The sequence below is a fragment of the Rhizobium oryzihabitans genome (assembly GCF_010669145.1).
GTDB lineage: Bacteria > Pseudomonadota > Alphaproteobacteria > Rhizobiales > Rhizobiaceae > Agrobacterium > Agrobacterium oryzihabitans.
The window spans coordinates 863,408-884,366 of record NZ_CP048635.1; the positions used below are offsets into that span (position 1 = coordinate 863,408).

The following is a 20,959-nucleotide window of genomic DNA, read 5'->3' on the forward strand; positions in this document are numbered from 1 at the left end:
TCAATAGGGGCCGGTGCGGGAGGCGAACAGCTGGTATTCATGCAGGACGGGATCGTCGTTCATTGCGGCAAAAATGGGAGCGAGCCGGTCCGACCAGTCGGCAATCCCCTCCTCATCCGCGATCAGATCCTGCCGAACCTCAAGAAGCGCATGCGGCATGCCCTTCATCATGCAATGGCGGTACATTGTGTCACCCTTCAGCGCTCCGTCATAGGGTTCGTTGTCGCCGACGAGAATGTCGCCGGTCGCGCGCAGATGCGCCAGAAGCGGATCGACCACACGATTATCCGTGTCCCACAAAACAGCCGCATGCCAGGGCCGCGGCGTTTCCTTCCAGAACGGCGTGTAGGAATGCAGCGACAGAACGAGAGGCGCCTCCCCGGACGACTGCGCGACACCGTTGAGCACGCGATCAACGGCATCGTGATAAGGCCGGTGAAAAATCTCGATGCGCTTCTGCCATTCCTCATCAGAAATCGGGTGATTGCCGGGGATGATGGCGCCGTCAGAAATCTTCATGATGAGAGTGGGATCGTCTTCGCCGCGATTCGGATCGATCAGGAGCCGCGAAAAGCGCCCGAGGACCGCTGGCACGCCAAGGCGGGCGGCGAGCGACCGCGTCAATCCTTCTATGCCGATATCAAATGCGATATGGCGATGAAAAGCGGTTTGCGGAAGGCCAAGTTTGCCGTAGTGTGCCGGCAGGAGGTTCATGGCATGGTCCGCCAGAAGAACCATGCCTTTGTCATAATCGCCTTCTATGATTTCATAGGGTATGAAGTCGTTCATCGATGATTTTCTGGGGCAGGATTGAGGAGAAAAGCTTGATGGCATGGCTTGAGGCCGGGCGCAAGTTTCGGCGAAAGAACAGCCATCTACCTTATCGCACTCATGATCCCACGAACAATATAATCGATTAAACTCGCGTTGACTTTCTCTGGCGGCCACGCCAAGAAGTGTGTTCATTATAACCATGGAATCCGGATGGAAGCCGTGACTCAGTCATCTCTCGCTCTTCCTCGCCTTTTTCGGCATATCACCCGTCTTTTTTCCGCAGCGGCATTGTTTCTGACCCCGTTTGTGTTCGTGGAGACCGCCCATGCGGATTTCCGCGTCTGCAACAGCACGCAAAACCTCGTGGGGGTCGCAATCGGCTACCGGGCACAAAACGGCTGGGTCAGTGAAGGCTGGTGGCAGGTTCCCTCCTCTACCTGCGCAACGCTGATAGAGGGTGAGCTGCAGTCGCGTTATTATTATCTTTATGCCGAGGATGCCGCCCATGGCGGCCGCTGGACCGGTGACGTCAACATGTGCGTGGCGGAAAACGAGTTCAAGATCGACGGCGTAGACGATTGTTATGCCCGCAGCTTCCAGAGAATGGGTTTCAAGGAATATGACACGGGCAGACAGGGTAGCTGGATGGTCCAGCTTTCCGATACGCCAGGCACACAGGGAAATCAAAACTGATGAAGCGTAACCGCAAAGTCAAAATTCTTGCAACTCTCGGCCCCGCCTCTTCCGAAGAGGCGATGATCGAGAAGCTGCATCTGGCCGGCGCCGATCTCTTCCGCATCAACATGAGCCATGCGAGCCACGACGTGATGCGGACGCTCATTCAGCGTATCCGTTCGGTCGAGAGCCGCAACGGCCGTCCCATCGGCATTCTGGCCGACCTGCAGGGTCCCAAGCTGCGCGTCGGAAAATTCGCCGAAACCAAGGTCGATCTCGTTCCGGGCCAGACCTTCACGCTCGACAATAATGACGCCCCCGGCGACAACAGCCGCGTTTTCCTGCCGCACCCTGAAATTCTCGAAGCCGTCAAGCCTGGCCACCGCCTGCTGATCGACGACGGCAAGCTGCATCTGCGCGCTGAAAAATGCGACGGCAAGAGCATCGTCACCACGGTCGTTTCCGGCACCCGGATTTCCGACCGCAAGGGCATCAGCCTGCCCGATACCCTGCTTGGCGTCGGCGTGCTGACCGATAAGGATCGCGTCGATCTCGATGCCGTTCTGGCGACCAATGAAGTGGACTGGGTTGCACTTTCCTTCGTCCAGCGTCCGGAAGACCTGGCCGAAGTCCGCAAGATTTCGCGCGGCCGCGTTGGCCTGATGTCCAAGATCGAGAAGCCGCAGGCGATCGAGCGGATCGAGGAAATCATCGAACTTTCCGACGCATTGATGGTCGCACGCGGCGATCTCGGTGTCGAAATGCCGCTGGAAGCAGTTCCGGGCATCCAGAAGCAACTGACGCGTGCCTGCCGTCGGGCCGGCAAGCCCGTCGTTGTCGCCACCCAGATGCTGGAATCCATGATTACCGCACCGGTTCCGACCCGCGCCGAGGTGTCGGACGTCGCGACTGCCGTGTTCGAAGGCGCCGATGCCATCATGCTTTCGGCTGAATCGGCTTCCGGTGATTATCCGGTCGAAGCCGTGTCGACCATGGCATCCATCGCCAGCACGGTGGAACAGGATCCCTATTATTCCAACATCATCTACGCGCAGCGCCCGCAGCCGGAAGCAACCGGCGCCGACGCGATTTCGCTTGCCGCCCGCCAGATTGCCGAAACGCTGAAGCTTGCGGCGATCGTCACCTATACGTCCTCCGGCACGACGGGCCTGCGCGCCGCGCGTGAACGGCCGCAGGTTCCGATCATTGCGCTTTCGCCGATCATCCAGACCGCACGCCGCCTGTCTGTCGTATGGGGCCTGCACTGCGTCGTCACCGGCGATGCCAGCGATCTGGACGACATGGTGAACCGCGCTTGTCGCATCGTCGTTTCCGAAGGTTTCGGCAAGCCGGGCGAGCGCATCATCATCTCCGCCGGCGTACCACTCGGAACCCCCGGCGCAACCAATATGGTGCGCATCGCCTATATCGGTTCGGACGGCCAGAGCGGCGTCTGAAGTCGGAACAAACCGTCATAAAAAAACCCGCCGTTACCGGCGGGTTTTTTGTTGGCCTTTCGGCCGCATTACAACAGCTTGAGCTCAGTGCATTTTCACCGGCGTGCTGAAGCGGCTGGACTCGATTGCCGCAGCGCCCGGCCTGAAGCTTGCCGAGGTGGCAGAGGCCGACATGTCGTGGCTGAGCATGCGGTTGGCGATAACGCGCGGCGCCTTCACCGAACGCCCGGTCGTACCCTTGTTCTGGTTGAGCGCCCAATCCGAGATCAGATCCTGCGTCAGACGGCCACCACCAACCATCGCCTGATGGGAAACAGCCGCATCCTGCTTGCTCGGGCGCGAGCCCTTGGTCGGCAAGCCGGCAGTGAGGCCACCATTGATGGCGGGCTTGAGGTCGAAAGCATCGCCGAAGCCCTGCTTCGGTTCTGCCTTGGCCGTTTCGGCCGGCGCTACCGTAACCTTGTGGTTGACAGCGGCCGGGAACGCAGCAGCTGTCGGAACGGCAGCCGATTGAACCTGAGAACGGGCAGCCTGACCGCTCTGTTCAAGAGCCGCCACCACTGTCGGCGAAAGCGTATCCTGCTGTGCGTCGGCGAGATCGTCTTCGCCTTCGGGGTCAGCATTGGCCGCTGCCAGCAGAGCTTCTGCGACTGCCGGGCGATTGGCGGGAACCGGAACGGAGGCAAGTTCACCGGTCGCAGCCGGGGTTGCGCCATCTGCCGAAGCCGTCAGGATCGATCCCTCGGCATCGCCTCTCATGCCACGCGGCCCGAGAAGTGTCGGCACGGGTACGGATACCTCGGCCAGATCGGCAAATTGCTGACGCTCAGCTGGAGCGGACGCCGGTGTCGGCGTTGTCGCAGCCTGCAGTGCATCCTGCGCAGCATTGCGGGCAGGAGAATAAAGTGCAGTCGCAAGGCCGGTATTGGCCGGCTGATTGCCGAAGGCGGGACGAGCCGTTGGCAGCGGCGCATCGTTCACGCCAGGAAGAGATTGTGCGGAAGCAACGGCAATGGCCTGTTCCGGCTCGGGCGCTGCGGGCTGCGGAGCAGCCGGCCGTGCGACAGCCGGGCGTTCTGCGGGCTCCGGCGCTGCGATGCTATCCGGATCTTCGTCCTCATCGCCTCCACCGCCAAAGAGTGTCTGCAACAGCGTCTTGCGCTTGCCGCCGCCGGAAGAAGCAGGACCGGAACCGGCGCTGGAAGCAACCTGGATAGAGGATGAGCTAACGCGCTTCTTGTAATCCGCCAGAGCCTGCTCGTAACCGGGAAGCGGCTTGCCGTCGGAGGGAAGATGCAGCGTATTGCCGTTCGGGAAGATGCGGACGAGTTCCTGGCGGCTCATGCGCGGCCAGGCACGAACGCCGCCGACATCCATGTGCACGAAGGGGGAACCGGAACTCGGATAGAAACCAACGCCGCCGATCTGCATCTGCATGCCGATTTCGCGCAGACGCGCCAGCTTCACGCCGGGTATGTAAAAATCCATGGCCTTGCCGAGCATATGCTGGCTTTTTTCCGCGACACCCTTGGTGCGGGTGCGCAGGAGACCATTGGTCTCCGGCGAGCGGAAGGCCGAAACGACGTTGATGTAATCGGTCGCGCCGCTGCGGCGATAAACTTCCCAGACGAGATCGAACAGGCGCGGATCCATCCGTGTCGGCTGGTTGCGGCGCCAGTCACGCAGGAACCGGTTCAGCTCCTGCAGACCCTTCTGGTCGTATTTGCCATTGCGCTTGAAGGTGATGACCGCCTTCTCGCGTGTATGGATATAATACAGTTTAAGGCTGCGCGTCTCGGCGAAGGCTTCCGTCGCCGAGGCACCTACGAAAGGCATGGCGGCGAGCATCAGGCAGGCAAAGGTGACAGCGCGTGCCGACAGCTTCGTGCATATATCCTTGATCAAGCCGCGCGCGATCTTGGTCGACAGCGCGTTATTCCGATGCAGATATGGCAATTCGATCCCCGCCTGGAAGACAATTTCTGTCACATTGCCTCAAATGAACGTCAAATACGGTGACACGATGGCAAAATTGCCACACACATGCAACCTTCCTCTACATAGTGAATCAGCCACTAACAAGAGGTTTATAGACGGTAAGCGGATATCCTTGCTCAGAAGTTAACGAATCTCACGATCTGCCGGGGAATATGCCATTTGCGGCATCAGGCGGCATCTCGAAGCGGATCATCGGGATCGATGCCATAATCCTTCAGTTTTCGATAAAGCGTCGATCGCCCTATGCCGAGTTTCCGTGCGACCTGGCTCATCTGCCCGCGATAGAAACGAAGGGCGAAGCGGATAAGCTCTTCCTCGATCTCCGCGAGTTTTCGGATATTGCCCGAATCGTCCATGCTGGAGATCAGGTTGCCTCCGCGGTAGATGGTCGTCGAAATATCCGCCGTATCCTCAAGAACGGCGTTAGTTTCGGCCAATGGCGGCGGCGGTGAATAGGCCGCGAGTTTCAGCGACGATCCAGACGGCGACCGGATGGAATCTCCCGCATCATCCCCCGTTGCAAATTCCGGCAGTTGCAGCGCGATCTGCGGAAAATCGGAATCCGCCAGTTCCTCGCCCTGCGACAGCACGACAGCGCGGAAAACGGCGTTTTCAAGCTGGCGGATATTGCCCGGCCAATCATAAGCCGTCAGCAGCGCCAGGGCGCTGGCGTCAAGGCCAACCGGATTGGGCAATTTCTGCTCCGCCGAAAAACGCTCGGCGAAAACCCGCGCCAGATGGGGAATATCCTCCTTGCGGCGGCGCAGCGCCGGAATGGTGATCGGGAAGACGTTGAGGCGATAATAGAGATCCTCGCGGAAACGGCCTTCCTTCACCTCTTCGATAAGGTTCTTGTTGGTGGCGGAAATCAGCCGGACGTTGACCTTCTGGACCCGCGCGGAGCCGACGGTCTCGATTTCGCCCTGCTGAACCGCTCGCAGCAGCTTGACCTGAACGTCCAGCGGCAGATCGCCGATTTCATCAAGGAACAGCGTTCCGCCATCCGCCTCCATGAATTTGCCGACATGTTTTTCCGTGGCACCCGTGAAAGCGCCCTTCTCGTGGCCGAAGAGAATGCTTTCGACCAGATTGTGCGGGATAGCACCACAATTGACGGTGATGAATGGCTTGTTCGACCGGTCACCGGCCGACTGGATGGCGCGCGCGACCATTTCCTTGCCAACACCGGATTCACCTTCCAACACCACGGGAATGCTGGACTGGGCGGCGCGTTGTGCGAGCTCGATGACCCTTAGCATTGCGGGGCTTGCGGAAACGATATCGGTAAAATTCACTGCATTGCTCCGTCCGCGCCTGCCCGTGCGGGCCTTTGCCTCTCTCCTGTCGAGTTTGAGAGCATTGGAGATGGCGGCGCCGATCCTTTCCGGCGAGACCGGCTTGACGACGAAATCGAAGGCGCCGGCGCGCATGGCGTGCACGACAGTGTCGATGCCGCCCTGTCCCGTCTGGACAATGACGGGAACATCGGTACCAAGTTCACCCACGGCTTTCAAAAAGGTCAGGCCGTCCATTTCCGGCATCATAAGGTCGAGGACAACAACATTGATCTCGCCGCTATATTGCTTGAGCAGCTCCAGCCCCGCTTTGCCGTTTTCGGCAAGCAAGGCGAGATGCCCATAACGTTCCACCGCGTTTTTGAGCAGGCGGCGCTGGACAGGATCATCGTCTATCACGAGAACATGCGCGGTCATTTTTGGCTCCGGTTTCCGGTTTATGGACCTGCGTCATGCGGTCCCTTATGCCGCACTCTGGCACAGGAGACTTGAACATCCAGTTTTGAGATTTGCTTGCATTTTATCCATTGCTACGGGAAACAAAGGCCCCATATGCTTCGAAAAGCATAACCAGAAGGATACGTCCGATGACCCTTAATCGCTCCATTCCGCAACCCGTCTTTTCCCTTGCGGAAACCTCCGGTCCCGTGCTTGGCGACCTACCCGGCTGGAAGCTTTCGGATCTCTATCCGTCTGGCGATTCGCCGGAATATAAGGGTGATATCGAGAAGGCGGCGGCGATGGCGACGGCTTTCGAGGATAAATGGAAGGGCAAGCTTGAGACCGCCACAAAGGCGACAGGCGCCAACGGCATTGGCGCTGCCCTCAAGGAGTACGAAGCGCTGGACGATCTTATCGGCCGCATCGGCTCCTTTGCCGGACTCACTTATTTTTCCGATACGTCGAACCCGGCAAACGGCAAGCTTTACGGCGATGCCCAGGCGAAACTGACGGATATTTCCGCCCATCTCCTGTTCTTTACGCTAGAACTCAACCGCATCGACGACGCCGTGATGGACGCCTGCATGGCAAACGATGCCCTGGCCGGCCACTACAGGCCCTGGCTGGTGGATTTGCGCAAGGACAAGCCGCACCAGCTTGACGATCAGCTAGAACAGCTGTTCCTTGAAAAATCGATGACCAGCGCGAGCGCCTTCAACCGTCTGTTCGACGAGACGATGGCCGATCTGCGTTTTGATATTGACGGCGCAAGCCTTCCGCTGGAAGTGACGCTCAACATGCTCCAGGAGCCGGATCCGGAAACCCGCAGGAAGGCGGCGGAAGCGCTGAGCGCCACCTTCAAGGAGAATCTGCGGGTCTTCACCCTCATCACCAACACGCTCGCCAAGGACAAGGATATTTCCGACCGCTGGCGCAAATTCGAAGACATTGCCGACAGCCGCCATCTGGCGAACCGCGTCGAGCGCGAGGTCGTTGATGCGCTGGCTGCCGCCGTCAAAAACGCCTATCCGCGCCTTTCGCATCGCTATTACGCCATGAAGGCGAAATGGCTCGGCATGGAGCAGATGAACTACTGGGACCGCAACGCGCCGCTTCCCGATACGTCCAATACGATTATTCCATGGGATGAGGCGAAGGATACGGTGCTTTCCGCCTATGGCGATTTCGCCCCTGAGATGGCCGATATCGCCCGCCGTTTCTTCGATGAGGAATGGATCGACGCCCCCGCCCGCCCCGGCAAGGCGCCAGGTGCATTCGCACACCCCACCGTGCCATCGGCCCACCCTTACGTTCTGGTCAACTATCTCGGCAAACCGCGTGATGTGATGACGCTCGCCCACGAGCTTGGTCATGGCGTGCATCAGGTGCTGGCCGGCGGTCAGGGCGCGCTGATGTGCGCCACACCGCTGACACTTGCCGAAACGGCCTCCGTCTTTGGTGAAATGCTGACCTTCCGCAAGCTGCTCGACGACACCAAGGATGTGAGAGAGCGCAAGGCCATGCTCGCCCGCAAGGTCGAGGACATGATCAATACGGTCGTGCGCCAGATCGCGTTTTATGAATTCGAACGCAAGCTGCACACCGCCCGTAAACAGGGCGAGTTGACCTCCGAACAGATCGGTGAATTGTGGCTTTCCGTTCAGGCCGAAAGCCTCGGCCCGGCGATCCGGATTTCCGAGGGTTATGAGACATGGTGGACCTATATCCCCCATTTCATCCATTCACCCTTCTATGTTTATGCCTATGCCTTCGGTGATTGCCTGGTGAACTCGCTGTATGCGGTCTACCAGAAAGCCGAGACCGGCTTTCAGGATAAATATTTCGAACTTTTGAAAGCGGGCGGCACCAAGCACCATTCCGAGCTTTTGAAGCCCTTCGGTCTTGATGCGACCGATCCTTCCTTCTGGGACAAGGGCCTTTCGATGATCGAGGGGCTGATCGACGAGCTGGAAGCGCTGGATAACAAACAGGCTTAACCTCGCCAGCCGGCAAGGCTATCCTATTTCGGACAAGCTTTGCCGGTTGATATCGCCGGTATGGACACCAATGAAGACTGCAGGCGACGAGCAAAGGCAATGAAACGCAAACCCGCCGATCTGACCTTGAGGGAAACGCTGCGCTGGGAGCCGCAATCGGGCTTTCAGCGCATTGACCAGCATATGCGCCGGCTGTTGCGCTCCGCCGATGCGTTGGGTTTTCGCGCACCCCTCAATGCGGTCCAGACCCTGGAAAAGACGGTGGGCGGCGAAAACCCGCTCTGCGTAAAGCTTGTCATGAACTACAAGGGTGAGCTGGATATTGAAACGGCCGCCTTTCGGCCGTTGCAGGAGGATACCGTCTGGCGCGTCCGCATTGCCACCCAAACCACCCTTGATTCCGCCGATACCTTCTATCGCCACAAGTCGTCGCGCCGGGAGCCCTATGATGCTGCCCGCGCCGAATTCTCAGCCGCAGATGCGGATGAGGTTCTGCTTCTCAACGAGCGCGGCGAGTTGTGCGAGGGATCCTCGACCAGCATCTTCGTCGAAATGCCTGATGGGCAATTGCTGACGCCCCCACTCGACAGTGGCATTCTTCCGGGCGTCCTGCGCGCCGATCTTATCCGTGAACGCAAGGCGCGCGGGCAGGCCCTGAAGCCGGAAGATATTGCCGGGGGGCGGTTGTTCGTGGGTAATTCGCTGCATGGCTTGATTGCGGCGGAACTGGTCTAAACCGTCACCGCCAGAAGCCGGTCCCGGCCTTTCTCCTTGGCCGCATAAAGGGCCTTGTCGGCACGCATGAAAACCTCGTCAGCGCTTTCCGCCATGCGATAGGCGGTCATGCCGGCCGAGCAACTGTAGGAAAAATCCGGGAAATCGGGCAGGGGTCTGGAAAGACGCACCCTTTGCAGCAGTCGTTCGACAATCTCCCCGCTTTCGGCAACGGAGCTGCGCGGCAGGATGAGCATGAATTCCTCACCGCCGATCCTGCCGAAACAGTCCACCCGGCGCACGACGGAATGGGCGATGCCGACAAAATCGCGCAGAACCGCATCGCCGCATTTGTGGCCGAAACGATCATTGATCTGCTTGAAAAAATCGATATCGAGCGTGCAAAGGCAAAAGGGCGCTTCAAGACCTCTGCCGACCCGTTCCACCTGCAGGGCCAGTTTCGCGAAAACGAAACGACGGTTGGCCGTTCCCGTCAATTCGTCAGTCTGCGAGGCGCGCACCGCCAGATCGCGGTCCTGTCGCAGGGCTCTGTAGCCCTGGCGCAATTCGGTGACGTCGCTTGCGACACAGAGCATCCAGCCATCCTGCTGCACCGTCTCCGTCATCCAGAACCAGCGGCCGTCATACATGTCCATCTCGAAGGCACGATAAGGCAGCTTGCCGCGCCGGGACTGCGCCGACATGAGCCATCCCTCGAAATCGCTGTTTCTTATGACGACGCCGGTGCGCAGGCGATGGTTCAGCCGCATGATATCCGCCCAGGTCGGGAAATCTCCGGCAGCAAGCTGAAAGCTTTCCCGAAACGACGGGTTGGCGTGCCGCAACCGGTCCCCGGAATCATAGAGAGCGATCAGAACGGGGGTGGCACTCTGAAGCGCTGCAACACGCTCGATAAGACTATCCAACAGGCAACTCTCCTGTGATGGCGAAAATTTCCCCCGTCGTCATCCGGCCAAAGCCCCAAGCCTTTGGACATATACACGAAAAGAAGAACATAATTATAAACGCACTATCTAAAATGCGAAGAGGTAGAATGTGGTGGAAAGGGTGCGCCGGTCCATCCCGTCGTCGTCACCGTCATATGTCCGTCATCCACCTGCCCTTTATTGTGGCACGCTTTTATGATCTAGCTTACTTATTGGCTGAAAAAGGAAAATTGACGAATGACGGACGCAAACCATCCGATTTACGGCGATATTGACGGCCCCATCATCATGATCGGCTTCGGCTCCATCGGGCGCGGTACTCTTCCGTTGATCGAACGTCATTTCAATTTCGACAGGACCCGTCTCGTCGTCATCGATCCGCGCGAGGATATCGCGGCGTTTCTGGCTGAGAGAAACATTCATCACATCCGCAAACATCTGACCAAGGAAAACTATAAGGAGGTTCTCAAGCCGCTCCTCAAAGGTGTCCAGGGCCAGGGCTTTTGCGTCAATCTTTCCGTCGATGCCGCATCCGTTGATCTGATGAGGCTCTGCCGCAAACACGGCATGCTCTATATCGACACCGTGGTGGAGCCATGGCCGGGCTTTTATTTCGACGCCGACGCCGACAATGCCTCCAGAACCAATTATTCGCTGCGCGAGACCATGCTGAAGGAAAAGGCGCGCAAACCGGGCGGCACAACGGCGGTTTCCACCTGTGGCGCCAATCCGGGCATGGTGTCCTGGTTCGTGAAGCAGGCGCTGATCAATCTCGCCAGAGATACGGGCCTTAATATCGAAGAGCCGCAGCCGCATGACCGGGAAGCATGGGCAAAGCTCATGAAACAGCTCGGCGTCAAGGGCGTGCATGTGGCCGAGCGCGACACGCAGCGGGCAAAGGAGCCCAAGCCATTCGGGGCGTTCTGGAACACCTGGTCCGTCGAGGGTTTTATCGCCGAAGGTTTTCAGCCGGCCGAACTCGGCTGGGGGACGCATGAAAACTGGATGCCGAAAAACGCGAAAAAGCAGAAAAAGGGCAGCAAGGCGGCGATCTATCTCGATCAACCCGGCGCCAATACCCGGGTGCGGACATGGTGTCCGGGCCAGGGCCCGCAATATGGATTTCTGGTCACCCACAATGAAGCGATCTCGATTTCCGACTATTTCACCGTCCGCAATGACGATGGCGGCGTGATCTATCGCCCCACCTGTCATTATGCCTACCACCCTTGCAACGACGCCATTCTTTCCCTGCACGAACTCTTCGGCAATGGCGGCACGGCCCAGCCGATCCAGCATGTGCTCGGCGAGGACGAACTCGTCGACGGCGCCGACGAGCTGGGTGTTCTTCTCTATGGCCATGACAAAAACGCCTATTGGTACGGCTCGCGGCTGACCCTGCAGGAGGCGCGCTCACTCGCGCCCAACCAGAATGCGACCGGGCTGCAGGTCAGTTCGGCGGTGCTGGCCGGAATGGTCTGGGCAATTGAAAATCCGCAGGCCGGCATCGTCGAGGCGGATGAAATGGATTACCGCCGATGCCTTGAGGTGCAGCGCCCCTATCTTGGCCCGGTCGAGGGACATTACACGGACTGGACGCCGCTCGACAGTCGCCCCGGCCTGTTTCCCGACAATATCGACAAGTCCGATCCCTGGCAGTTCCGCAATATTCTGGTGCGCTGAGGGACGGAGTCTCATATTTGTCACGCCGGCGCTTTCATGCGGGACGTCAGGAACCCGGGAGAGCAAACAACGTTGCCTTGAAATAAAGAACGCTTCACGGCATGGTCGAAGCACAAGGGTTTCATCGAATCGCAGGAGAACAGGCTCATGAACTTCAAGACAAGCGCTGCTTTGCTTTCAGCCGCCATCGCGGTGTCTTCATGCGTCGCGCCGGGTCCCTCCCAGCAGACCTCGATGGCCCCCTCGCTTGCCCGCGGGCCGGCCGTCGATGGCCGCTGGATCGACCGTAACGGCATCGTATCGACATTCCAGAACGGCGCTTTCTCTACACGTTCGACCGACACCAATACGCTTCTGGCGTCCGGCACCTATGTCACCATTTCGCCGACGCTCTACGAAATCAACATGACGTCGCTGGTTCGCAATACGCAATCGCGCGTCAACTGCGCCCTTGTCTCCCCGTCACAATTGAATTGCACGACAGACACAAACAGCCAGTTCTCGCTGACGCGTCAAGGCTGATAATCTTATATTTTCAAATGGATAGCATTGTGAAACGCACGCTTCAGGCGTGCGTTTTTCTTTATTGCGTGACTGTCATAATTTCTCTTGCGACAACTGCCGCTAAATGGAAACATCGCGCTTTGAAAGACTGACATATTTTCGGACTAGAAAATAAGCACGACCGGATGATGATCGACCGGCCGTGGCTTCCGCTTTGAACAGGAGAGAGGGACCATGAAGAAAATTTTGGGACTGGGCATGCTGAGCGTTTCGGTAATAACGCTTTCGGCTGGAGCGGCTCTGGCCGATTACGAGCTCAACATTCTTCACATCAACGATTTTCACTCCCGTATCGAATCGATCAACAAGTCCGACTCGACCTGCTCGGCGGAAGAAGAAGGCAAGAATGAATGCTTCGGCGGTGCTGCGCGCCTCTTGACGGCAATCAACCAGACCCGCGACGCGCTCAAGGCTGAAGGGAAAAATGTTCTTCTGCTTAATGCCGGCGATAATTTTCAGGGGTCACTATTCTACACCACCTACAAGGGCACCGTTGAAGCAGAAATGCTGAACGCCATGAAGTTCGACGCCATGACCGTCGGCAACCATGAGTTCGATGATAGCGAAGACGGGCTTGCCGGCTTCCTCGACAAGGTCCAGTTTCCGGTGGTGACCGCAAACGTGGTCGCCAGCGCCGCCTCGAAGATCGGCGATCGCGTCAAGCCTTCCATCGTCCTTGAAGTCGGCGGCCAGAAAATCGGCATCGTCGGTGCGGTCGCCAACGACACGGCGGAACTGGCAACGCCCGGTCCCAATATCACCATTGCCGAAGATGTCGCGAAAATCAGCGAACAGGTGCAGAAGCTGAAGCAGGACGGCGTCAACAAGATCATCGCCCTTACCCATGTCGGATATCCGCGCGACCTCGAATTCATCGCGAAAATCCCGGATGTGGACGTCGTGGTCGGCGGCCACTCGCATACACTGCTTTCCAACACCGACCAGAAGGCCGAAGGCCCCTATCCGACGCTCGTCGACAATCCTGGCGGCTACAAGGTTCCGGTGGTTCAGGCAGGGCAATACAGCAAATATCTCGGTGACCTGCGCGTCGTCTTCGATGACAGCGGTGTGGTAAAGGAAAGCAAGGGCGACCCGATCCTGATCGATTCCTCCTTCAAACCCGATGAAGCGACGCTGAAGCGTATCGACGAGCTGAAAGCACCGATCGAGGCGCTGAAATCCAAGGTCGTCGGCACTTCGGAAGGCCCGATCGAGGGCGACCGCAAGATTTGCCGCGTCAAGGAATGCTCCATGGGCAATCTGGTGGCGGACGCCACACTGGCCCGTGTGAAGGATCAGGGCATTACCATCGCTTTCGCAAATAGCGGCGGCCTGCGCGCTTCCATTGATGCCGGCGATGTCTCGATGGGCGAGGTCCTGACGGTTCTGCCGTTCCAGAACACCGTCGCGACCTTCCAGCTGAAGGGCGAGGATATTCGCGCCGCCCTCGAAAACGGCGTTAGCCAGATCGATGATGGTGCTGGCCGTTTCATGCAGGTTTCCGGCCTGAAATATTCTTTCGACCGCTCGAAGCCTGCCGGCAGCCGCATCGTTTCAGTTGAGGTCAAAGACGGCGAGACCTTTGTGCCGCTCGACCCGGCCAAGACCTATATCGTCGCGGCCAACAACTATGTTCGCACCGGCGGTGATGGCTTCAAGGTCTTTGCGACGAAGGCAATCAACGCCTATGATTTCGGCCCCAACCTCGAAGAGGCTGTCGCCGCTTATATCACCGCAAACAGCCCCTATAAGCCCTATACAGACGGCCGCATCAGCGAAGTGACACCTGCCGGTTACGTGGCTCCGGCAAAGCCCGCAGCACCTGCACCCGCAGCAACCGCACCGGCACCGGCAGCAGGCACACAGGCTCCGGCAGCAACACCGGCTCCGGCGCCCGCAGCGCCTGCTGCCACCGCACCGGCCGCTACTGCGCCTGCGGCAGCCGCTGCTGCCGTCAGCAAATATGTCGTTGAAAAGGGTGACTCGCTCTGGAAGATCGCTGCCGAAAAATATGGCGACGGCGCTCTCTGGACCAGAATTGCCAAGGCGAACACACTGAAGCATCCGAACCACATCGAGATCGGTGAGGAACTGGAGCTTCCGGCGCAATAAGCAGGAAGCAATAGACAGGGCAATTTGCCGCAGACAAGGAGCCGGCCCCCGGACATCGGGGCCGGCTTCTCATTTTCCATTTAAAAACAAAACATTACGGATTGCATTTTATCGAAAGACATCCTGCCGACCCCCCTGCCCGGAAAACACCCCAGCTGGTGGTTTAATCCTGAAAAATTTCGTCTAGAACACGTGAACAAATTGACGGCGCGGGCGTATAGCTCCGGCATTTCCGGCAAAACCCCTCACGGTTTACGTCCGGCATGCATAAAACAGACGATGGAGCGTTTTCGCCTTCAAACGAAACCGCTTCTCACGCAACCAGTCCGAGTTTCAGGGTGTCATTCATGGCGACAGAACTATCCGCACTCCCCGTAGACCATCCCGGCATAAGATTTGGCAAGGTCGGCGTTCTGCTCGTCAATCTCGGCACGCCGGATGGTACGGATTATTGGCCGATGCGCCGTTATCTGGCGGAATTCTTAAGCGACAAGCGCGTCATCGAATGGTCCCGCCTTTACTGGTATCCGATCCTTTACGGCATCGTCCTCAACAAGCGTCCGCAAAAGGTCGGCAAGGCCTATGAGGAAATCTGGAACCAGGAACGCGACGAAAGCTATCTGCGCACCTATACCCGCAGCCAGGGTGAGTTGATGGCAAAGGCGCTGACGGATCTGCCCAATGTCGTCGTTGACTGGGCGATGCGCTACGGGCAGCCTTGCATCGCCTCGAAAATCGACGCACTGAAGGAACAGGGCTGCGAAAAAATCCTGCTTTTTCCGCTCTACCCGCAATATGCCGCATCGACCACGGCAACCGTCAACGACAAGGCTTTCGAACACCTGATGAAGCTGCGCTGGCAACCTGCACTGCGCACCGTGCCGCCCTATCATGACGATCCGGCCTATATCGACGCGCTCGCCGCCTCCGTCAAAAACCATCTGGTGACGCTGGACTGGGAGCCGGAGATGCTGATCACCTCCTTCCACGGCATTCCGCAATCCTATTTCAAAAAGGGTGATCCCTATTATTGTCATTGCCAGAAGACCGCCCGCCTGCTGCGCGAAGCGCTGGGACGGACGGACAAGAATTTCATGATCACCTTCCAGTCGCGTTTCGGGCCGGAGGAATGGTTGCAGCCCTATACCGACAAAACCGTCGAAAAGCTGGCTTCAGAAGGCATCAAGCGCATCGCCGTCATGAATCCCGGCTTCGTATCGGATTGTCTTGAGACGCTTGAAGAAATTGCCGGTGAAGCCGGCGAGATTTTCCTGCATAATGGCGGCGAGAAATTTACCCATATCCCCTGTCTTAACGACAGCGCCGAGGGTATGGATGTTCTCGAAAAGGTTGTACGGCGAGAGTTGCAAGGCTGGGTGTAATCTTGCCATAACGCTACTGGGGTAAAACCCCTGACGGTTCTTACCCTGGAGGAAATGTGATGATTGAATTGGGCGGCTTCGATATTGTTGTTCTGGCAGCGGTGGCGCTGGTTATTCTGGTGCTGTTTGCCGGTATCAAGACCGTGCCGCAGGGACATCGTTACACGGTTGAACGGTTCGGGCGCTACACCCGCACGCTCGAGCCCGGCCTGAACCTCATCGTGCCCTTCATCGAAAGCATCGGTTCGAAAATGAATGTCATGGAGCAGGTGCTCCATATACCGACACAGGAAGTTATCACACGCGATAATGCCAGTGTCTCCGCCGATGCCGTCACCTTCTATCAGGTCCTCAATGCCGCCCAGGCCGCCTACCAGATTTCCAACCTGGAAATGGCGATTGAAAACCTCACCATGACGAACATCCGCTCGGTGATGGGCTCGATGGATCTCGACGAATTGCTGTCGAACCGCGATGCGATCAATGATCGCCTTCTGCGCGTGGTGGATGAGGCCGTGGGACCATGGGGCATCAAGGTCACGCGCATCGAGATCAAGGACATTGCGCCGCCGAAGGACCTCGTCGATTCCATGGCACGGCAGATGAAGGCGGAGCGTGAAAAACGCGCGCAGGTGCTGGAGGCAGAAGGCGCCCGCAACGCCCAGATTCTGCGCGCCGAAGGTGCAAAGCAATCGGCCATTCTTGAGGCGGAAGGTCAACGCGAGGCGGCGTTCCGCGATGCCGAAGCCCGCGAACGTCTGGCCGAGGCCGAAGCCAACGCCACCCGAATGGTGTCGGACGCCATTGCCGCCGGCAATGTCCATGCCATCAACTATTTCGTCGCCCAGAAATATACCGAGGCGCTCGCCGAGATCGGCACCGCCAAGAATTCCAAGATCGTGCTGATGCCGATGGAGGCTTCGGCGCTGATCGGTTCGCTCGGCGGTATCGGCACGATTGCAAAAGAGGTCTTCGGCGACAGGGGCGATGCGCCAACCGCACCCGCCGCCCCCACATCTTCCCGCTCGGTGCCACCGACGCGGTCTTCCGGCCAGACCATCAATGTCACGGTGCCCGGCAATCCCTTCGGCTCTTCATCGGAGAAGTGATGATGCTGCAACGGCTCGCCTCGGAATTTGGACCATGGAGCTGGTGGATCGTCGGCTTCATTCTGCTGGCCGCCGAACTCGTTGCTCCGGGGGTGTTCCTGATCTGGATCGGCCTTGCCGCGCTGGTCATCGGCGCGGTCTCGCTGTTTTTGTGGGACGCGGCATTCTGGGCATGGCAATTACAATTTGTGCTCTTTGCCGCCCTCTCCATAATCTTTGCCCTGCTTGGCCGGCGGTATTTCGGCAGAAACCGGGAAACCAGCGACGAACCCTTTCTCAATCAGCGAGAGGCAAGCCTTGTCGGCCGCACCGCGACGTTGCAGGAGCCGATCGTCGAAGGGCGAGGCCGGATAAGGCTGGATGACACATGGTGGTCCGTCAACGGCGAGGATATGCCTGCCGGAACACGTGTCAGGATCGCGGCCGCGCGTGGTCGAACCCTCACGATAGAACCGCTCGACCGATCCTGACGGTCAGGCGACGCCAATCCGCAGAAGATCGTGGAAATGCACCAGTCCGATCGGCCGGTTGTCGTCATCGATGACGATCAGTGCGCCAATGTGGAATTTTTCAAGCGTCGCCAGAGCGCTGGTCGCCAGCACCGATTTTTTGACCGTTTTTGGATTGCGGGTCATGATGTCGTCAACCGTCAATTCGGCGAGGTTGCGCGACAGGTTGCGAGCCAGATCGCCCTCGGTGACGATGCCGCACAGGCGGCCATCCTCGTCGAGAATGCCAACGCAGCCGAAATGCTTGCGGGAGAGAACGCCGACCGCTTCCGGCATGGCCGTACCCTTGGTGACCAGCGGCACGCGATCACCCGTATGCATGATATCGCTGACCAGCGTGAGGCTTGCGCCCAGTTTGCCACCGGGATGAAACACCCTGAAATCGCCGGCGGTGAAATTGCGTGCCTCCAGAAGTGCCACGGCAAGGGCATCGCCGAGTGCCAGCTGCATCAATGTGGAGGTTGTGGGCGCGAGACCGAGCGGGCAGGCTTCCTGTTCATTGGGAACGAGAAGCACGATGTCGGAAGCTTTCGCCAGCGACGAGTTTTCCGAACAGGTAAGCGCGATCAGCGGAATGGAGAAACGGCGCGAATAGTTGATGATGCTGCGCAGCTCCGCACTTTCCCCGCCTTTGGAGATAGCTAAAACCACGTCATCACCGCCGATCATCCCCAGGTCGCCGTGATTGGCCTCCGCCGCATGCACAAAAAAGGCAGGCGTGCCCGTCGAGGCGAATGTGGCCGCGAGCTTCGCGCCTATATGTCCGCTTTTGCCGACCCCTGTTATGATAAGACGGCCATTTGACTGGCCGATGGTCTCGATCGCCTTGCAGAAAGGCTCGGAAAGACCGTTCCTGAGAGCGTCCTCAAGAGCGGCAAGGCCAGCCCGCTCCATCGAAATCGTCCGCACGGCGGATTCGATGGCATTGTCTTCGACCAGTTTGACGGCGCGCGTAATCATGGCCGACTGTTACTCTTTCACCCGGAATATGTCCACTCTCCAGCCGGCGAGCGCTGCTTTTTAGTGGCGCAAGTCAATGCCGCAAGTCGGGCGGAGAAATTTCCTCAATCGTGCCAAGCCGCTTGAAAGGGATGTTTTCCTCATCGACCAGATATCGCCCGACCGTCCTTACCCACGAGACCGTTCCGTCACCACGGCGCACCGCATATTCCTGGCTGTAGAAGCTTGCGGCCTTCAGCGTGGTCAACGCGGTCTCGATGACGCGATTTCGATGATCAAGATCCACTTTTTCAAGCATCTGGAAAATGCTGATGCCCTGCATCGCCTGCCTCAGCGGAATTCCGAAGAGTTCAGCGCAGATTTCGTCGAGATAAAATCGGTCGTTGGTAATATCCCAGCAATAAAAACCAACCTGATTGATGTTCAAAACGGGATTCATGAAAAGAAACTGTCACAAAAAATAAAAATCAACAGGATTTGCTGAGCGCTTATGGCCAGCACCACGAATTATAGGACAATTCCGTGCCAGATTGAAACGTTTAAATCTTATCATATTAGAAGTATTTTTCATTAAGGCGTAGGTCTCCGAACAGTCCGGCCTCAGGAAATTGACCTGCCGCCGCGGACCAAAACGGCCGCTGATATCCCGCTGCCACCGCAACGCTGAAATCTCGGCAATCTTTATCAACTGTTAACCATAAAAAACCTATTGTTAAAGCGATGTTAAAACTTGCGTCGCCTGCCTGATCGCCGGTTTGTCCACATCATTTCTCCGGCCTGTCGCTCAATGGCCTGGAGAAGTGCTTGGCGAACTTTCGATCCGGCATCGGCCAAATTCGCCGGGTGAAGAGGAATGAATGTGAAGGGCGCCGCCACACGTCTGCCGACGTCGCGGAAAGCAGCAACCATGCTGCTTGCCTGCACGCTTCTTTGCACGTCCGGAAACGCTTTCGCACAGACTGCGGTCACGACACCCCTGCCCAATGCAGTTCCCTCCCGCGACGGAACGCCTCCCGGCACGCCGACAGCAGAGACTGAGGCGAATACGGCGCAAACCAGCGTACCTGCACCCGCGCCGCAACTGTGGCGCCCCTCGAACAATCCCGGCGATGCGATCTTCGAACAGCAGGACGAAGCGGGACAGCCCTATGCCGAGGCCGAAAATCCCTATGAGCCGACGGTAGACGGTGGCGAAAACCCGCAAATAGCGAGCCAGCCGGGACAGACCCCCGGCATTAGGCTCGGCACATTCCTGCTGCGGCCTTCGATCAGCCAGACGATCAATACGGAAAAACAGACCAATACCGGCGGCCCTTCCCGGCGCAACTACCTGACAACGGGCATACGGGGTACGCTGACCAGCGACTGGTCCCGCCACGCGCTGACGGTGACGGGTGATGGCGCCTGGGAGAGGAACTTCGGCAGCGACAAGGATGGTGAGGAGCCGAGGGCAAGGCTCGAGGCCGATCTGCGCCTCGATCTTGGTGAAGAAACAACGGCCAATCTCACGGCCGGTTACGAATTCAGCCGCGAAGATACGACAGATCCCAACGCTTTGACCGGCGCATCGGTGCAGGGTGGCGAACACCGCTTCACCGCCGGCGCATCGATCGAACGGGATTTCGGCAAGCTGCGCGGGCTTGCGGCGCTCGATCTGTCGCGAACGGTCTATACGGATGCGAAGGGCCTGAACGGCCAGCCGATTAGCCTCAGCGACCGCGACCAGAAAGCCGCGAACCTGCGCGGGCGCATCGGCTACGAATTGTCGCCGGCCTTGATCCCCTTCCTCGAACTGAACGCCGGGACGACGAAGTATGACCGGCGTCTCGATAATTCCGGTTACGCCCGCTCCTCGAATTCCTATGGCGCGAAGATCGGAACCGAGGTCGATCTCGGCGAAAAGACGCGCGGTGAGGCCGCCATCGGTTACCTGCGCAAACAATATGACGACGACCGCCTTGCCGCCATCGGCGCGCTGACGCTGGACGGCGAACTGAACTGGTCACCCCAGCGCGGCACCAACGTCAATCTCGGGCTGCGCACGATGATAGAGGACTTCGCCGGCGGCCCGCAGGGCGGCTGGATTTCCTATCGGCTCGATGCCGGCCTGACCCACGAATTGCGCAGCAATCTGGTTGCACGATTGACGGGGCAGGTCGTCCACCGGACATTCCCCTCCTCTGACATCGAGAATGCGGTGGAATATACCGCAGGCGCCGGCCTGACCTGGGGCCTGAACCGCTATCTCGACCTGACGGCGGACGTCAGCTACCAGTGGACGCCGGTTTATGACAGCAGCGAACTGCGTTTCGGCGCCGGACTTGTCCTGAAGCGATAAACCG

17 protein-coding genes are annotated in these 20,959 nt (G+C 58.5%); 11 read left to right on the top strand and 6 right to left on the bottom strand.

Translation table 11 applies throughout. The features are described from left to right. A complete protein-coding gene (locus G3A56_RS20770) occupies positions 1–789 on the bottom strand; it encodes an N-formylglutamate amidohydrolase (RefSeq protein ID WP_082185338.1) in 789 nt (262 codons plus the stop codon). Positions 790–1,035: 246 nt separating this feature from the next. Between G3A56_RS20770 and G3A56_RS20775 the strand changes: the two genes are divergently transcribed. Both G3A56_RS20775 and pyk read left to right on the top strand, forming a co-directional pair. Then, positions 1,036–1,467 (top strand): DUF1036 domain-containing protein, encoded by a 432-nt coding sequence (locus G3A56_RS20775; protein ID WP_374701181.1) that lies wholly within the window; start codon positions 1,036–1,038, stop codon positions 1,465–1,467. Beyond that, on the top strand, positions 1,467–2,906 hold the full coding sequence (pyk, locus tag G3A56_RS20780; protein WP_035222169.1) for a pyruvate kinase: 1,440 nt from the start codon (positions 1,467–1,469) through the stop codon (positions 2,904–2,906). Before G3A56_RS20775 ends, pyk begins: the two co-directional genes overlap by 1 nt. Before the next feature lie 84 nt (positions 2,907–2,990). Here the strand turns inward: pyk and G3A56_RS20785 are convergent, their stop codons facing one another. Together G3A56_RS20785 and G3A56_RS20790 are read right to left on the bottom strand one after the other, a co-directional pair. Beyond that, complete coding sequence (locus tag G3A56_RS20785; RefSeq protein WP_035226751.1) at positions 2,991–4,895, bottom strand: peptidoglycan L,D-endopeptidase MepK; 1,905 nt, start codon at positions 4,893–4,895, stop codon at positions 2,991–2,993. Between the two features lie 176 nt (positions 4,896–5,071). Then, positions 5,072–6,616, bottom strand: coding sequence for a sigma-54-dependent transcriptional regulator (locus G3A56_RS20790; protein WP_082185337.1), 1,545 nt, complete (start codon positions 6,614–6,616; stop codon positions 5,072–5,074). Positions 6,617–6,786: 170 nt separating this feature from the next. On the opposite strand from G3A56_RS20790, the gene G3A56_RS20795 reads away from it, so the two are divergent. Together G3A56_RS20795 and G3A56_RS20800 are read left to right on the top strand one after the other, a co-directional pair. Beyond that, complete coding sequence (locus G3A56_RS20795; protein ID WP_082185336.1) at positions 6,787–8,637, top strand: M3 family oligoendopeptidase; 1,851 nt, start codon at positions 6,787–6,789, stop codon at positions 8,635–8,637. Between the two features lie 99 nt (positions 8,638–8,736). Next, positions 8,737–9,372: an aminotransferase class IV family protein gene (locus G3A56_RS20800; RefSeq protein ID WP_082185335.1), complete on the top strand. Its 636-nt coding sequence runs from the start codon at positions 8,737–8,739 to the stop codon at positions 9,370–9,372. Here the strand turns inward: G3A56_RS20800 and G3A56_RS20805 are convergent. Further along, positions 9,369–10,277 carry a GGDEF domain-containing protein gene (locus tag G3A56_RS20805; protein ID WP_082185334.1) on the bottom strand — a complete coding sequence of 303 codons (909 nt, stop codon included), beginning with the start codon at positions 10,275–10,277 and terminating at the stop codon, positions 9,369–9,371. The genes G3A56_RS20800 and G3A56_RS20805 overlap by 4 nt on opposite strands. A gap of 258 nt (positions 10,278–10,535) precedes the next feature. Between G3A56_RS20805 and G3A56_RS20810 the strand changes: the two genes are divergently transcribed. The 6 genes from G3A56_RS20810 to G3A56_RS20835 all read left to right on the top strand — a co-directional run bounded on the left by G3A56_RS20810 (position 10,536) and on the right by G3A56_RS20835 (position 17,618). Beyond that, positions 10,536–11,981, top strand: coding sequence for a homospermidine synthase (locus G3A56_RS20810; protein WP_164056816.1), 1,446 nt, complete (start codon positions 10,536–10,538; stop codon positions 11,979–11,981). 147 nt (positions 11,982–12,128) lie between these two features. Next, positions 12,129–12,503, top strand: a complete 375-nt coding sequence (gene omp10, locus G3A56_RS20815) for an outer membrane lipoprotein Omp10 (RefSeq protein ID WP_003497694.1) — start codon at positions 12,129–12,131, stop codon at positions 12,501–12,503. Between the two features lie 216 nt (positions 12,504–12,719). Further along, the gene (locus tag G3A56_RS20820; protein ID WP_082185332.1) at positions 12,720–14,657 is read left to right on the top strand and encodes a 5'-nucleotidase C-terminal domain-containing protein; all 1,938 of its coding nucleotides are present in this window, start codon (positions 12,720–12,722) and stop codon (positions 14,655–14,657) included. A 347-nt stretch (positions 14,658–15,004) separates the two neighbouring features. Next, complete coding sequence (gene hemH / locus G3A56_RS20825; protein ID WP_082185331.1) at positions 15,005–16,039, top strand: ferrochelatase; 1,035 nt, start codon at positions 15,005–15,007, stop codon at positions 16,037–16,039. Positions 16,040–16,098: 59 nt separating this feature from the next. After that, positions 16,099–17,148 (top strand): SPFH domain-containing protein, encoded by a 1,050-nt coding sequence (locus tag G3A56_RS20830; protein ID WP_082185330.1) that lies wholly within the window; start codon positions 16,099–16,101, stop codon positions 17,146–17,148. A gap of 2 nt (positions 17,149–17,150) precedes the next feature. Continuing rightward, positions 17,151–17,618 carry an NfeD family protein gene (locus G3A56_RS20835; protein ID WP_035242913.1) on the top strand — a complete coding sequence of 156 codons (468 nt, stop codon included), beginning with the start codon at positions 17,151–17,153 and terminating at the stop codon, positions 17,616–17,618. 3 nt (positions 17,619–17,621) lie between these two features. On the opposite strand, the gene G3A56_RS20840 is transcribed toward G3A56_RS20835, so the two are convergent. Both G3A56_RS20840 and G3A56_RS20845 read right to left on the bottom strand, forming a co-directional pair. Then, on the bottom strand, positions 17,622–18,617 hold the full coding sequence (locus tag G3A56_RS20840) for a KpsF/GutQ family sugar-phosphate isomerase (RefSeq protein WP_003497712.1): 996 nt from the start codon (positions 18,615–18,617) through the stop codon (positions 17,622–17,624). 73 nt (positions 18,618–18,690) lie between these two features. Next, complete coding sequence (locus G3A56_RS20845) at positions 18,691–19,056, bottom strand: PAS domain-containing protein (RefSeq protein WP_082185329.1); 366 nt, start codon at positions 19,054–19,056, stop codon at positions 18,691–18,693. 414 nt (positions 19,057–19,470) lie between these two features. On the opposite strand from G3A56_RS20845, the gene uppP reads away from it, so the two are divergent. After that, complete coding sequence (gene uppP, locus G3A56_RS20850; protein ID WP_082185328.1) at positions 19,471–20,955, top strand: polysaccharide biosynthesis protein UppP; 1,485 nt, start codon at positions 19,471–19,473, stop codon at positions 20,953–20,955. Positions 20,956–20,959: the final 4 nt, after the last annotated feature.

Bases quoted from the DNA above. Each gene is read 5' to 3' on its own strand.
- G3A56_RS20770 (WP_082185338.1), bottom strand. From the start codon at position 789: ATGAACGACTTCATACCCTATGAAATCATAGAAGGCGATTATGACAAA.
- pyk (WP_035222169.1), top strand. From the start codon at position 1,467: ATGAAGCGTAACCGCAAAGTCAAAATTCTTGCAACTCTCGGCCCCGCC.
- G3A56_RS20790 (WP_082185337.1), bottom strand. From the start codon at position 6,616: ATGACCGCGCATGTTCTCGTGATAGACGATGATCCTGTCCAGCGCCGC.
- G3A56_RS20795 (WP_082185336.1), top strand. From the start codon at position 6,787: ATGACCCTTAATCGCTCCATTCCGCAACCCGTCTTTTCCCTTGCGGAA.
- G3A56_RS20800 (WP_082185335.1), top strand. From the start codon at position 8,737: ATGAAACGCAAACCCGCCGATCTGACCTTGAGGGAAACGCTGCGCTGG.
- G3A56_RS20810 (WP_164056816.1), top strand. From the start codon at position 10,536: ATGACGGACGCAAACCATCCGATTTACGGCGATATTGACGGCCCCATC.
- omp10 (WP_003497694.1), top strand. From the start codon at position 12,129: ATGAACTTCAAGACAAGCGCTGCTTTGCTTTCAGCCGCCATCGCGGTG.
- G3A56_RS20820 (WP_082185332.1), top strand. From the start codon at position 12,720: ATGAAGAAAATTTTGGGACTGGGCATGCTGAGCGTTTCGGTAATAACG.
- hemH (WP_082185331.1), top strand. From the start codon at position 15,005: ATGGCGACAGAACTATCCGCACTCCCCGTAGACCATCCCGGCATAAGA.
- G3A56_RS20830 (WP_082185330.1), top strand. From the start codon at position 16,099: ATGATTGAATTGGGCGGCTTCGATATTGTTGTTCTGGCAGCGGTGGCG.
- G3A56_RS20835 (WP_035242913.1), top strand. From the start codon at position 17,151: ATGCTGCAACGGCTCGCCTCGGAATTTGGACCATGGAGCTGGTGGATC.
- G3A56_RS20840 (WP_003497712.1), bottom strand. From the start codon at position 18,617: ATGATTACGCGCGCCGTCAAACTGGTCGAAGACAATGCCATCGAATCC.
- G3A56_RS20845 (WP_082185329.1), bottom strand. From the start codon at position 19,056: ATGAATCCCGTTTTGAACATCAATCAGGTTGGTTTTTATTGCTGGGAT.
- uppP (WP_082185328.1), top strand. From the start codon at position 19,471: ATGAATGTGAAGGGCGCCGCCACACGTCTGCCGACGTCGCGGAAAGCA.